Below are 13,413 nucleotides of genomic sequence, written 5' to 3' on the forward strand. Positions count from 1 at the left end.
GCCCTCTTTCTATCCCGTCAGCTCTCCCGCTAATCAGCCCAAACGACCCCCTCAGCCGACGATGCCGGACTCCCACGCCCACGCGGCGGTCTCCACCCGGTTCCTGGCACCCAGCTTCGTGTGGATGCTTCCCAGGTGCGTCTTCACGGTCGACAGCGAGACGAACAGCTCGGCGGCCACCTCCTGGTTGGTCCGCCCCCTGGCCACCAGGCGCACGACGTCCAGCTCGCGCTCGGTGAGGGGCTCGCTGGGCGGCCGGACGGCACCGGTCCGAGGATGGGACAGGTGTTCGAGCAGGCGTACGGTCACCGAAGGCGACACCAGCGCGTCCCCGGCCGCCGCGGCCCGGATCGCCTCGATGAGCAGCGTCGGCCCGCTGTCCTTGAGCAGGAAACCGGTCGCCCCGGCGCGCAGCGCCCCGTAGACGTACTCGTCGAGGTCGAAGGTGGTGACGATGACCACCTTCATCGGGTCCTGCACCCCCGGCCCCGCGAGGATGCGGGTGGCCTCCAGGCCGTCCAGCTTGGGCATCCGGATGTCGAGCAGGCACACGTCCGGCCGCAGCCTCCGCGCCAGCTCGACGGCCTCGGCCCCGTTCGCGGCCGTCGCCAGGACCTCCATGTCCTCCTGGGCGTCCAGAATCATCTGGAACCCGGTCCGTACCAGTTCCTGGTCGTCGGCGATGAGCACCCGAATCGTCACCTCATGGATTGTGCCAGCCCGCGAGCGGGTCCGGATCGGGCATCCGGCCGATGCGCCGGCGAACGGTGGCGTACCGGATAAATTTTTCCTCCCGGCCGGTGATCGGGGGGCCGGGAAAGGCACTACTCGGTGTGGATGATCCAGAAGCGCGATTCACCGCGCTGTACGACCGGCACTATCGCAGCGTGCTCGGCTACGCGCTGTTGCGTGCCGAGCGGCAGGCGGCCGAGGACATCGCGAGTGAGACGTTCCTGATCGCCTGGCGGCAGCTGGAGCGGCTGCCGGAGACGCCGCTGCCCTGGCTGCTCGGCGTCGCCCGCAACCTGCTGCGCGGGCAGCGGCGTTCCGGGCTGCGACGGCAGGCGCTGGTGGAGCGGCTGGCGGAACTGTCCTCGGCGGGTGACGTGACCGAGCCGGTCGCCGAGCAGGTCGCCGAGCGCGAGGCGGCTCTCGCGGCGCTCGCCGGCCTGTCCGAGCCGGACGCCGAGGCGGTGATCCTGGCCAGCTGGTACGGCCTGGCCCCGGCCGACGCCGCCAGGCTCGCCGGCTGCTCGGCCCGCGCCTTCACCGTCCGCCTGCACCGCGCCCGCCGCCGCCTGTCCCGGGCACTCGACCTCGCCCCGACCACCCCCTTGCAGGAGCAGCCTTGAACGACGTCGACGAACGTGTCCGCGCGCTGCGCCCGGACGCACTCACCGAGGAGTCCTACCGGCGGCGCCGCGACTCCGACCTCGCCCGGGCCCTCGCGACGGCCGTGTCCCGGTCCGATCGCACGTCCGATCCCGTGTCCCCTCGCGTGCTTCCCGACGCCTCCCGCCTCCTGCCCCGCCCCCGCCTCACCCCCGGGATCGTGCTGACCGGCGCCCTCGTCGGGCTGGCCGCCGCCGTGGCGGTGTCCGCCGTCACGACGGGGACGATCGGGCTGCGAGGACCGGGAGGGGGCAGGACCGCGGCGATCGCCTCCCCGGACCCGGCCTCGGACACCTCCCCGGACACCTCCCCGGACCCGACCTCAGGCACCTCCCCGGTACGGCCCTCCGAGACCTCCGGCTCCCTCACGGCCGCCACGCCCGGCACGCCGGTGGCCACGATCGACGCCCGGTCGTTCCTGCTGGCGGGCGCGGAGACGGCGGCGCGCGAGACCTCCCCGCAAGGCCGGTACTGGTTCGAGCGCTCCAGGACCTTCGAACCCGTCGGGTCCGGTGCGACCGTCGCCCACACCGACGAGACCTGGTACGACGGCCGGGCCGGGCGGATCATGTCCAACCAGGACGTCCGGACCACCTTCGCCACCGAGGCCGCGGAGGCGGCATGGAGGGCGAAGGGGTCCCCGGCACTGTGGCCGGGGCCACGCACCAGGGATTTCTCCCGGCTCTCCCTGAAGTGGCGGGTCGGCACCGAGACACTGACCATGGACGAGGTGCGGGAACTGCCCGGCGACGCCGGAGAGCTGGAACGGTGGCTCCGCTCGGCGCACCGGGACGGGCCGTTCCCGGCCTTCGTCTTCGACGCCGCGCGGTACCTGCTCGCCTCACCCGCGAGCCCGGCCACGCGTGCCGCGACGCTGCGCGTCCTCGCGGCCCAGCCCGGGATCGTCCTGGACAAGGGCGTCCTCGACCCGCTCGGGCGCACCGGTTCCGCCGTCACCACGGCCGACGGCCACTACACCCTGGTCGTCGACGAGTCGGGGTCGCGCCTGCTGGCCTTCACCTATCTGGGGCCCACCGAGGAGGTCCACGTCGCCGACCGCACCGTGCGGCTCCCGCTCCGCCACGGTCACCGGGTCGCGTACGAGGACTCCGGCTGGGTCGGCGAACCGGGGGCCCGGGGGTGATCACACCCCGCCCGCCCCGCCGGAGAGGCGGGGCGGGCGGTCTTCACGCCGGTTCACGTCGGTTCACGTCGGTTCGCACCGGGAGGAGTGGCGCCTCCCGGTGCGAGGTCGGCAGATCCCGTTGAAGACACCACGGTCAGCCAGACCATGAGCCAGACCTCACCGGGAGGCCTTCATCTCCATCCTCACCGTCAGCCCAGGACCAGGTCCCTGACGGTCTTCAGGGACGCCTCGTCGCGGGGGCCCATGACCAGGAGGTTGCTCACCGGGCTCTCGCGCCACAGCTGCAGGCGTTCGCGGATGCGGCCCACCGGGCCGACCAGGGAGATGCCGTCGGCCAGCTCGTCGGGAATCGCGTTGAACGCCTCGTCCCTGCGTCCGGCCAGGTAGAGGGCCTGGATCTCCTCGGCGGCCTCGGCGTAGCCCATCCTGCCGATGATGTCGGCGTGGAAGTTGCGGCTCTTGGCCCCCATGCCGCCGATGTAGAGGGTCAGCATCATCTTCACCCCGTCCAGCGCCGCCCTGACGTCGTCGGTGATCACGGTCATCACCATCGCGGCGATGTCGAAGCCGGGGCCGGTTCCGGCGAGCGAGGGGCCGTACATCCGCTCGATCTTCTCGGGGAACACGAACAGCGGCAGCCAGCCGTCGGCGATCTCGGCGGCGAGCGCGACGTTCTTCGGGCCCTCGGCGCCGAGGTAGAGGGGGATCTCGGCGCGCAGCGGGCGGGTGATCAGCTTCAGCGGCTTGCCGAGGTTCGCCCCTCCCGGGTAGGGGAGGGGGTAGTGCTCGCCGTCGCTCGTCACCGGCCCCTCGCGGCGCCACACCTTGCGCATGATCTCGACGTACTCGCGGGTGCGGGCGAGCGGCTTGGGGAACGGCGTGCCGTACCACCCCTCGACGACCTGGGGCCCCGACGCGCCGATGCCGAGCAGCAGCCGCCCGCCGGTGAGATGATCGAGCGTCATCGCGGTCATCGCGGTCGCCGCCGGGGTTCTCGCGGAGATCTGCACCACGGATGTGCCCAGTTTGATGCGGGACGTCCGCGCGCCGTACCAGGCCAGAGGGGTGAAGGCGTCGCTACCGTAGGCTTCCGCGGTCCAGACGGACTCGTACCCCAGCCGTTCGGCGGTCTGGACGAGTTCGGTGGCGTCGTCGGCGTTCCGTTGCCAGTAGCCGAGGTTCAGGCCGAGCTTCAGGTCGGTGCTCACGGGGTCTCCTCGCGACGTGACGCCGGACGGGCTCCGCAATTAGAACACGTTCTACATTGGTCGGTCGAGTGTGAGGTGTCGAAATTCGGTCTTCCGGGAAGCGTGCACATGTGCTCAATGCCGCTCGCAAACTCCTCTCCCTGATCTCGCTCCTCGCCCTCGCCGCGATCGGAACGATCCCGGCCGTGGCGCACGCGGCGGGACGGCCCAACGTCGTGCTGATCCTCGTCGACGACCTGGACGCGGGTGATCTGCAGAAATTTCCCAATATCTGGAGCCTGCTCGCCCAGGGCGGCACCAGCTTCGACAGGTTCTTCGTGCCCAACTCCTGGTGCTGCCCCTCGCGCGCGTCGATCATGCGGTGCCAGTACGTGCACAGCCACGGCGTGTACACCAACACCGCCCCCGAGGGGGGCTTCACCAAGTACTACACATCAGGTCTGGAACGCTCCAACATCGCGACGTGGATGAAGTCGGCCGGATACCGCACCGGGCTGATGGGCAAATACCTCAACCACTATCCCGGCGGCGCCACCTCCGCCACCCACGTGCCTCCGGGCTGGGACGAGTGGGACGTACCGGTGCGCAGGCTGTACGAGGAGTACGGCTACACGCTCAACGAGAACGGCATGCTGCGCGACTACGGCTTCGCGCCGCAGGACTACCTGACCGACGTGCTCAGCGCGAAGGCGGCGGCGTTCGTCTCCCAGCCCAGCCAGGATCCGTTCTTCCTCTACCTCGCCCCGGTCGCCCCGCACAACCCGGCCAACTACGCCCCCCGGCACCAGGCCGCCTTCGCCGGGGTGGTGGCCCCGCGCACCCCGTCCTTCAACCAGCCCGACGTCAGCGCCGAGCCGCTCTGGCTCAGGTCGCTCCCGCCGCTCGACGCCTCGAAGATCCGCAGAATCGACCGGCACTACCGGGACCGGCTCCGGGCGATGCTCGGCGTGGACGACATGGTGGGCACCCTCGTCGAATCTCTCAGGGCCTCCGGCAAGCTGGATGAAACGTATATCTTTTTCGCCTCCGATAACGGGTTCCACCTGGGCCAGCACCGGCTTCCCCACGGCAAGACCACGCCCTTCGACGAGGCGATCAAGGTGCCGCTGCTGGTCAGGGGGCCCGGTGTGCAGGCGGGCCGCGTCGTCGGGGACATGGCCGCGAGCATCGACCTGGCCCCGACGTTCGCCCAGCTCGCCGGGGCCACGCTCCCCGACTTCGCCGAGGGCCGCTCCCTGCTGCCGCTGCTGCGGGGCGAGAGACCTCCCTCGTGGCGCCAGAACGTGCTGCTGGAGTTCTACCGCCCGACCAGCCCGAGCTCGGCCCGCCAGACCCCGGTCCCGGCGTACCAGGGGATGCGGACCGCCCAGCACACCTTCGTCCGCTACTCCACCGGCGAGTACCAGATCTACGACCTCCTCAGGGATCCCTACCAGCTCCGCAACCTCGCCGCCGAGACGCCGCTCCCCGTGATCGCCGAGTTCAACCGGCAGCTCGACGCCCTGGTCTCCTGCTCGGGCGCCACCTGCCGCTCAGCCGACTCGGTCACTCCGCCCCTGCTGCCCTTCAAGCCCCTCGTCGTCCTCAGCCCCTGGGGGACGTGAGATGCCGGGGTAGGCCCGCCGCAGGTGGTCCTCGACGGCGGCCGAGGCCTCCGCCGCGTCCCCGGCGGCGATGGCCCGGTGGATCCGGCGGTGGTCGGCCATGAGCCCGGCCGTGCCGCCGAGGCGCTCGACCGCCTCGACCGCGTAGCGGCGGAGCGAGTCGCGCAGGGAGAGCATCATGGCGGTGGTCAGCCTGTTGCCCGACGCCTCGGCGATGGCCACGTGGAAGGCCGTGTCGTGCTCGACGAACTCCTCGGCCGTCGTCGTGGCGTCCATGCGCTCCAGCGCGGCGGTGAGGGCCGACAGGTCGGCCCCGTGGGCGGCGGCGTGCGCGGCCGACCACTTCTCGATCATCAGCCGGGCGTCGACGACCTCCTCCAGTGACAGGTTCGACAACCCGAGGTGGAGCCTCAGCAGGTCGCTCAGTGCCTCGGCGGGCCTGGAGATGAGGAAGGCCCCCGCGTCCGGACCCCGTCCGACCTGTGACGACACCACCCCCAGGGTCTCCAGCACCCGCATCGCCTCGCGTACCGACGACCGGCTCACCCGCAGCTGCTCGGCGAGCTGACGCTCGCCGGGAAGGCGGTCCCCGACCCGGAGCCCGTCACCCGCGATGCGCCGCTCGATCTGGGCGATCACGTCCTCGAACGCCCGGGTGCGCCGGACCGGCTGCCAACCGCTCAAGAGGACCTCCTCTTGTGGGGAAATGTGGTCAGACCATACTGTGGTCGGACCATTGAAAGGAAGGAGTGCCGTGCGCGTCGCCCTCTTCATCACCTGCGTGAACGACACACTGTTTCCCGGCACCGGGCGGGCGGTCGTCACGCTGCTGCGCCGCCTCGGATGTGATGTCGAGTTCCCGCGGGCGCAGACCTGCTGCGGCCAGATGCACGTCAACACGGGATACCCCGAGGAAGGCAGGCGGCTCGCGCGGCACTTCGTGGACGTCTTCGCCGGGTACGACGCGGTCGTCGCGCCGTCGGGATCGTGCGCCGCGATGGTCCGCGAGCAGTACCCGCGGCTCGCCCGCACCTCCGCCACCCGCACTTCCGCCACCCCCGCCATGGCCGGGTCCGGCACCCCCGGGGGCCTGATCACCGGGACCGCCGCGGCCGGGGAGGCGCCCGGTTCCTTCGCCGCCGAGGTGGCCGAGCTGGCGCCCAAGGTCCACGACCTCTCCGAGTTCCTCGTCGACGTCCTCGGTGTCACCGACGTCGGCGCCTACTTCCCGCACCGGGTGACCTACCACCCGACGTGCCACTCGATGCGCGTCCTCCGGGTGGGCGACCGGCCCACCCGGCTGCTGGAGCAGGTCAGGGGGCTCGAGCTGGTCCCGCTCCCCGGAGCCGACGAGTGCTGCGGCTTCGGCGGCACCTTCGCGGTGAAGAACCCGGCGATCTCCGCGGCCATGTGCGCCGACAAGGTGCACAACGTCGCGACCACCGGTGCCGAGGTGCTGTGCGCCGCCGACAACTCCTGCCTGATGCACATCGGCGGAACTCTGAAGCGCCAGCGCGCCGGCGTGCGGATCATGCATCTCGCCGAGATCCTCGCCGCCACGGAGGCCACCCGATGAGCGGCACGTTCCTGGGCATGCCCGCCTTCCCGGTGAACGCCGCGGTCGCCGTGCAGGACTCGCAGCTCAGATACAACCTCCGCAAGGCCACCCGCACGATCCGCGGCAGGCGGGCCTCCGTGGTCGGAGAGCTGCCCGACTGGGCCGAGCTCCGCCGGGCGGGCAAGGAGATCAAGGACCACACCCTGCGCAACCTGGAGCGCTACCTCCTCCGGATGGAGGAGGCCGTCACCGCGGCGGGCGGCCACGTCCACTGGGCGGCCGACGCCGAGGAGGCCAACAGGATCGTCGCCGGCCTGGTCAAGGCCACCGGCGAGACCAGCGTGGTCAAGGTCAAGTCGATGGCCACCCAGGAGATCGGCCTCAACGAGGCCCTCCTGGAGGAGGGCGTCACCGCGTACGAGACCGACCTGGCCGAGCTGATCGTCCAGCTCGGGGACGACTGGCCCTCGCACATCCTGGTCCCGGCGATCCACCGCAACCGCTCGGAGATCCGCGAGATCTTCCAGGACAAGATGGCCGACTGGGGCCGCGCGGCGCCCGAGGACCTGACCGACGAGCCCCGCGCCCTCGCCGAGGCCGCCAGGCTCCACCTGCGCGAGCGCTTCCTGTCGACCAAGGTCGCGATCTCCGGCGCCAACTTCATGATCGCCGAGACCGGCACGCTGGTGGTGCTGGAGTCCGAGGGCAACGGGCGGATGTGCCTCACCCTGCCCGAGACGCTGATCAGCGTGGTCGGCATCGAGAAGCTGCTGCCGAGCTGGCGGGACCTGGAGGTCTTCCTCCAGCTGCTGCCCAGGAGCTCCACCGGCGAGCGGATGAACCCCTACACGTCCACCTGGACGGGCGCGGTCGAGGGCCAGGAGTTCCACCTGGTGCTGCTCGACAACGGCCGCACGAACGTGCTGGCCGACGAGGTCGGCCGCCAGGCGCTGCGCTGCATCCGCTGTTCCGCCTGCCTCAACGTCTGCCCGGTCTACGAGCGCGCCGGAGGCCACGCGTACGGCTCGGTCTACCCGGGCCCGATCGGCGCCATCCTCACCCCGCAGCTGCGCGGGACCGCCTCGGAGCTGGACGCGTCGCTGCCGTACGCCTCGACCCTCTGCGGCGCCTGCTTCGACGCCTGCCCGGTCGCGATCGACATCCCCGAGGTCCTGGTCCACCTGCGCGGCAAGGTCCGCCACGCGCGTGCCGAGCGCATGGGCATGCGTGCCGCCGGGTGGGTGTTCGACCGCCCCGCGCGGCTGGCACGCGCCCAGCGGCTCGGCGGCCGCCTGCGCAGATTCGTTCCCGGGCGCCTGCCGGGACCGCTGTCGGCCTGGACCGATACCCGCGACATTCCCGACATCCCCGCCGAGTCCTTCCGCGACTGGTGGAACCGTACCGACGGAGGTGCCCGATGACCGCCGGAGCGGCCACCCCGGCGCCCGGACCCGGACACTCGTCCGGTGCGGGCGGCGCCTCCGCCGGCACCGGCGGCGTCTCCGGCACGGGCAGCAGGGAGCGGATCCTGTCGAGGATCCGCTCCGCCGTGGCCGGAGCCCCCGACGTCGAGATCACCCGGGCCTACCGCACGTCACCGCCGGCCGATCCGGAGGGCGTGGTGGAGTTGCTCGCCGAGCGTGTGGCCGACTACCGGGCCGTCGTGCACGTGGTCGAGGCGGCCGAGGTGGCCGCGACGATCGCGGCGGCGCTGGCCCGCCGGGGCGCCACCCGGCTGATCGTCCCGGACGGCCTGCCGCCGGAGTGGGTTCCGGACGCCCCGGTCACCGACGACCCCCCGCTGAGCGCGGCCGAGCTGGACGGGGTGGACGGGGTCGTCACCGGGTGCGCGGTCGCCGTCGCGGAGACCGGCACCATCGTGCTGGACGCCGGGCCAGGGCAGGGCCGGCGGGCGCTGACCCTGGTCCCGGACTACCACCTGTGCGTCGTACGGGCCGGGCAGATCGTGGCCGGCGTCCCGGAGGCCGTCGGCAGGCTCGACCCCTCCAGGCCGCTGACCTGGATCAGCGGCCCCTCCGCGACCAGCGACATCGAGCTGAACCGGGTGGAGGGCGTGCACGGTCCGCGCACGCTGGAGGTCGTCATCGTCCGCTGAGCTCAGGCGTCGCTTGCGCGGGAGGGGCCGCTGGGATGAGGTTGGGGCCACACATCCCCCGGTCCCCGGCAAGGAGGGCGCGTGACCGCCTTCACCCCCGATCCGCCGATCCTGACCGGCCGGCTCGTGATCCGGCCCTTCCGGCCCGCCGACGCCGCCCGCGTCCGCTCGGTGATCAAGGCGCGTGCCAGGTTCCTGCCGCCCGGCGCGCCCGGTCATCCGTCGGGTGTCTCCCAGTGGCTCTCCCACGGTGTGCACGAGCTGGGCCGTTCAGGCCAGGGCGTGCACCTGGCCGTGGAGGCCGGGGAACTGGTCGTGGGGGCGATCAGCCTCTTCAGGACCCTCTGGGGCGCCGGGACCACCGAGGTCGGGTACGGAGTGCACCCGCTGCACCGGGGCCGGGGCTACGCCACCGAGGCCCTGCTCGGCGTGGCGCGCTGGGTGTTCGAGACGACCGAGATGCGCAGGATCGAGCTCCGCGCCGACCTGACCAACACGGCCTCCCTCCGGGTCGCGGAGAAGGCCGGTTTCGTCAGGGAGGGCGTGCTGCGCGCCGCCGAGCTGGGGGAGGACGGACCGCGTGACATCGTGGTGTTCGGAATGCTCAGAACGGATCTGTCCTGATACACGCCGGATTTTCGTGTCACGGGCGGCGCGATGGAAGACCTGCCTGGTCGGGAGAGGTGAACGGGCCGGGCGGGGTACGCGGGGCGTGAAACACCGGCGTGGCCGTGCTGGACGTATCCCGCGAGCCTGGCTACCGTGCCATGGCGTGTGATCCAGATGGCCCGGCCGGTGAGGGAGCATCGCCCGCCGCCGTCGGCCCGATCCTCGCGGCCCGTCACACCCGCGCGAGAAAAGACAGAATTTACCGATCCGTTACCTGTCCATGTGGTGCCGTCATCGGATATTGTCGCGAGTCGCCACTGCGTAACCCCAGGTCAAGGTCATTGGAGTCCTGTTTCCGTCAACGACCCCCTCCGGAAGGAGAGGGCTTGAGGTGTAGCGATGCGCTTCGAAGTCCCGCGTTGACCAGCCCGAGTCGATCATTGAGGAGGTGCATTCGATTGACTACGTTTCATGTGGGCCAGCAGACCCACCAGCGGGTGCTTCCTCAGCCCGCTGCTCTGGAATCCACGTCAGCGGACACGCCCGAGGGTGGGCACGAAACGGGACGCGGACACCGCCTCGCGGCGGTAGCCGGCGTGGAACACGGGCGAGGGGAGATCGGATCGGACGGCCTCTGTCCGCTCCGGCGTCACCCCGACGGCGCCACGGCGCCCGAGGGAGCCAACCGTGAGGTTCACCCGGTCGTGTTCGTCCTGGACACACACGGCCAACCGCTGGATCCGTGCCACCCGGCCCGCGCCCGCCGCCTGCCGGCCTCCGGCCGGGCCGTGGTCCACCGGCATACCCCGTTCGTCATCCGGCTGCGTGGGCGTGCCGTCGCCGACTCCACGATCCAGGGCGTCGAGGTCGGCATCGACCCCGGCTCCAAGCACACCGGCATCGCCGTGTTCACCGAACGCGACGGGATTCGTACCGGCACCTACGGCATCCAACTCGATCACCGGGGCGGCTCCGAGCGCATCGGCAACCTCACCCTGGCGTGCGTCCCCTGCAACCAGGCCAAGAACGCCACCTCCATCCAGGAGTTCCTCAAGGCCAAGCCCGCGCTCCTGGCGAAGATTCTCAGGATGACGAAGGCGCCGTTGCGGGACGCGGCGGCCGTCAACGCGACCAGGTGGGCGTTGTGGCGGGCGCTGAGCGCCACGACTCTGCCCGTGAGCACCGCCTCGGGCGGTCGAACGAAGTGGAACCGCACCCGCACCGGCGCCCCGAAGTCGCACACCTTGGACGCGCTGCACGTCGGCGCGATGGAAGCCGTTATCGACTGGCCGTCCAGGGTGCTCGTGGTCAAGGCGACCGGGCGTGGCACCTACTGCCGGACCTGTACCGACAAGTACGTGTTCCCCCGCCTGCGGCTTCCCCGGATCAAGACCGTGCGCGGCTTCCAGACCGGCGATTTGGTCCGGGCGAACGTCCCGACCGGCAAGAAGGCCGGGGTCCACACCGGCCGGGTCGCGGTCCGCTCCACCGGCAATTTCGATTTCACCACCCGGCACGGCACCGTGCAGGGCATCGGCCACCGCCATGTACATCTGCTCCAGAGAGCGGACGGCTACGGCTACACCCTCCGTTCAGAGGCGTGGCCTCGTGCCGCGTTTCCTCCCCCGCCTGAAGGCGTGGGTATCCACGCTGGAGAAATTTGATGAAACCGCCGCTGCTGCTCATCGGGCAGGGCTCGCACGACGACAATGGATCTGCTGAATTCGGTAGGTTCATCCATCGACTCCGCTGTCGCCTGGACCAGACTGCCGCGGACGTCTCCGGCGGCTACATCGCCAGGGCCAGGCCGCGCCTCAGCGACTCCGTCGCCTCCCTGGTCGCGCGCGGGCACCACCGGCTGGTGGCCCAGCCGATGAGCCTCACCGGCGACGTGTGGCTCGGCGCGGACATCCCCGCCGCGATGGCTCGCGAGCAGGAGAGGCACCCCATGCTGACCTGCGACTACGGCCGCCCCCTGGGCTCCGACCCCCGCATCCTCGCGCTGCTCGCCGAGCGTCTGGCCGACGCGGCCGCCGAGGTCGCCAGCCTCCGGCTGGTCCCGGCCGCCGCCGGGGCGCTCGACGAGGAGCCCGAGCACATCGAGATCGGCGAGACCGCCGTGGTGCTGGTCGGCGACGGCTCCACCAGTCCCGAGACGAACGCCGACGTGCACCGGGTCTCGCGCCTCTTCTGGGAGACCCACGCCCACGAGTACATGACCGTGGAGACGGCCTTCGTCTCCCTCACCCCGCCCGGCGTCCCCGGCGGCATCGAGCGCTGCCGCCGCCTCGGCGCCAAGCGCGTGATCGTCGTTCCCTACCTGCTGTTCGCCGGTGGCCTGCTCGACCGCGTCTGGGCGCAGGCCATGGCCTACGCCGCCGGCCACTCGAACCTGGACGTCCGCTGCGCCGACGTCATCGGCGACTGCGAGGGCCTGGCCGACGTGGTCATCGAGCGCTACGAGGAGGCGCTCAGCGGTATCGCCTGGTGATCCCCCCGTGGGGACGCCCTCGGTGACCGTGTGCAGCCCATGTGCGGCCTTTCGGCGCTTTTCCGAAAAGCCGCTTCTCAAGGGAGACTGATCACATGACCATCCTTGAGGAGACCATCGCGGCGATCCGCCCCGCGGATCCGGCGGCCGTCGCCGAGGCCCGCGCCCACCAGGACCGCCTGACCAAGCCCCGTGGCGCGCTGGGCGCCCTGGAGGACGTGGCGGTACGGCTGGCCGGAGCCGCGGCGGTCAGCCCGCCCCCGCTCCCGGTTCCCGCGGCTCTGGCGATCTTCGCCGCGGACCACGGAGTCCACGCCAGGGGCGTGACCCCGTGGCCACGGGAGGTCACCCTGCAGATGGTCGGCAACTTCCTCGCGGGCGGTGCCGTGGCCAACGCCTTCGCGGCCCAGGTCGGCGCCTCGGTGACGGTCGTCGACGTCGGTGTGGCCGCCGACCTCGACCCCGCGCCCGGCCTGACGATCAGCAAGGTCGCGTACGGCACGGCCGACCTGTCCAGGGGACCGGCGATGACCCCCGAGCAGGCGATCGCGGCTCTGGAGGCCGGGATGGCCGTGGCCCGCGACCTTGTCGAGGGGGGCGCCCGCTGCCTGGTCACCGGGGACATGGGCATCGCCAACACCACCGCCTCGGCCGCGCTGATCTGCGCGTTCACCGGTCACGACGCGGCCGTCGTGACCGGCAGGGGCACCGGTGTCGACGACGAGACCCTGGCGCGCAAGGTCGAGGTGGTCCGCGAGGCACTCCGGGTGAACGGCCTGGAGCCCGAGTGGAACGGCGCCTCCGGGACTCTTGCCCCGGTCTCCGGGGTGTCCGCCCTGGAGACGCTGGCCGCGGTCGGCGGCCTGGAGCACGCGGCGATCGCCGGGTTCGTCCTCGCCGGCGCCGCTCTTCGCGTACCGGTCATCCTGGACGGTGTCATCGCGGGGGCGGCGGCGCTGGCGGCGGCGGCGTTCGCCCCCGATGTCGTCGACCACTGCGTGGCGGGACACCGCTCGGCCGAGCCCGGCCACGTGGTCGCCCTGGACCACCTCGGGCTGCGCCCCCTGGTCGAGCTGGAACTCCGGCTCGGCGAGGGTACCGGCGGCCTGCTCGCCCACCCTCTCGTCTGCGCGGCGGTCAGGGTGATGCACGAGGTCGCGACCTTCGATTCCGCCGGTGTGACGGACAAGGAAGCCTGATCTACGGAAGTCTTGAGCCGGCAGGTTGACAGCGGTCAGCTCTTTCTTGACAGCTGTTAACACGGGAGCAGCGAAGAGGGCGCTGTTAG

The 13,413-nt window shown here is 71.5% G+C and carries 13 protein-coding genes; 10 read left to right on the forward strand and 3 right to left on the reverse strand.

The genetic code is table 11. The features are described from left to right. Window positions 1-51 precede the first annotated feature (51 nt). Window positions 52-702: a response regulator gene (locus ACTOQ1_RS09440; protein ID WP_440065880.1), complete on the reverse strand. Its 651-nt coding sequence runs from the start codon at window positions 700-702 to the stop codon at window positions 52-54. 131 nt (window positions 703-833) lie between these two features. On the opposite strand from ACTOQ1_RS09440, the gene ACTOQ1_RS09445 reads away from it, so the two are divergent. Further along, window positions 834-1,352 (forward strand): RNA polymerase sigma factor, encoded by a 519-nt coding sequence (locus ACTOQ1_RS09445; RefSeq protein WP_440065881.1) that lies wholly within the window; start codon window positions 834-836, stop codon window positions 1,350-1,352. After that, window positions 1,349-2,536: a hypothetical protein gene (locus ACTOQ1_RS09450; RefSeq protein ID WP_440065882.1), complete on the forward strand. Its 1,188-nt coding sequence runs from the start codon at window positions 1,349-1,351 to the stop codon at window positions 2,534-2,536. Before ACTOQ1_RS09445 ends, ACTOQ1_RS09450 begins: the two co-directional genes overlap by 4 nt. A gap of 191 nt (window positions 2,537-2,727) precedes the next feature. Here ACTOQ1_RS09450 and ACTOQ1_RS09455 read toward each other — a convergent pair whose 3' ends face one another. Further along, complete coding sequence (locus ACTOQ1_RS09455) at window positions 2,728-3,747, reverse strand: LLM class F420-dependent oxidoreductase (RefSeq protein ID WP_440065883.1); 1,020 nt, start codon at window positions 3,745-3,747, stop codon at window positions 2,728-2,730. 110 nt (window positions 3,748-3,857) lie between these two features. Between ACTOQ1_RS09455 and ACTOQ1_RS09460 the strand changes: the two genes are divergently transcribed. Beyond that, complete coding sequence (locus tag ACTOQ1_RS09460; protein WP_440065884.1) at window positions 3,858-5,351, forward strand: sulfatase family protein; 1,494 nt, start codon at window positions 3,858-3,860, stop codon at window positions 5,349-5,351. Here the strand turns inward: ACTOQ1_RS09460 and ACTOQ1_RS09465 are convergent. Next, window positions 5,280-6,035: a FadR/GntR family transcriptional regulator gene (locus ACTOQ1_RS09465; protein WP_440065885.1), complete on the reverse strand. Its 756-nt coding sequence runs from the start codon at window positions 6,033-6,035 to the stop codon at window positions 5,280-5,282. The two genes, ACTOQ1_RS09460 and ACTOQ1_RS09465, sit on opposite strands and share 72 nt — an antisense overlap. A 70-nt stretch (window positions 6,036-6,105) precedes the next feature. Here ACTOQ1_RS09465 and ACTOQ1_RS09470 point away from each other — a divergent pair, with 70 nt between their 5' ends. The 7 genes from ACTOQ1_RS09470 to cobT all read left to right on the forward strand — a co-directional run bounded on the left by ACTOQ1_RS09470 (window position 6,106) and on the right by cobT (window position 13,324). Beyond that, window positions 6,106-6,927, forward strand: coding sequence for a (Fe-S)-binding protein (locus tag ACTOQ1_RS09470; protein ID WP_440065886.1), 822 nt, complete (start codon window positions 6,106-6,108; stop codon window positions 6,925-6,927). Beyond that, window positions 6,924-8,330 carry a lactate utilization protein B gene (locus ACTOQ1_RS09475; RefSeq protein ID WP_440065887.1) on the forward strand — a complete coding sequence of 469 codons (1,407 nt, stop codon included), beginning with the start codon at window positions 6,924-6,926 and terminating at the stop codon, window positions 8,328-8,330. Before ACTOQ1_RS09470 ends, ACTOQ1_RS09475 begins: the two co-directional genes overlap by 4 nt. Further along, on the forward strand, window positions 8,327-9,025 hold the full coding sequence (locus tag ACTOQ1_RS09480; protein ID WP_440065888.1) for a LutC/YkgG family protein: 699 nt from the start codon (window positions 8,327-8,329) through the stop codon (window positions 9,023-9,025). The genes ACTOQ1_RS09475 and ACTOQ1_RS09480 overlap by 4 nt, the downstream gene beginning before the upstream one ends. A gap of 81 nt (window positions 9,026-9,106) precedes the next feature. After that, window positions 9,107-9,649, forward strand: a complete 543-nt coding sequence (locus ACTOQ1_RS09485) for a GNAT family N-acetyltransferase (protein WP_440065889.1) — start codon at window positions 9,107-9,109, stop codon at window positions 9,647-9,649. Between the two features lie 689 nt (window positions 9,650-10,338). Beyond that, complete coding sequence (locus ACTOQ1_RS09490) at window positions 10,339-11,298, forward strand: RRXRR domain-containing protein (protein WP_440065890.1); 960 nt, start codon at window positions 10,339-10,341, stop codon at window positions 11,296-11,298. Then, window positions 11,298-12,125, forward strand: a complete 828-nt coding sequence (locus tag ACTOQ1_RS09495; protein ID WP_440065891.1) for a sirohydrochlorin chelatase — start codon at window positions 11,298-11,300, stop codon at window positions 12,123-12,125. Before ACTOQ1_RS09490 ends, ACTOQ1_RS09495 begins: the two co-directional genes overlap by 1 nt. 95 nt (window positions 12,126-12,220) lie before the next feature. After that, the gene (gene cobT / locus ACTOQ1_RS09500) at window positions 12,221-13,324 is read left to right on the forward strand and encodes a nicotinate-nucleotide--dimethylbenzimidazole phosphoribosyltransferase (protein ID WP_440065892.1); all 1,104 of its coding nucleotides are present in this window, start codon (window positions 12,221-12,223) and stop codon (window positions 13,322-13,324) included. The last annotated feature ends 89 nt before the right edge of the window (window positions 13,325-13,413 follow it).

Source organism: Streptosporangium sp. OZ121, from assembly GCF_051918885.1.
In the GTDB taxonomy this organism is placed as follows: domain Bacteria; phylum Actinomycetota; class Actinomycetes; order Streptosporangiales; family Streptosporangiaceae; genus Streptosporangium.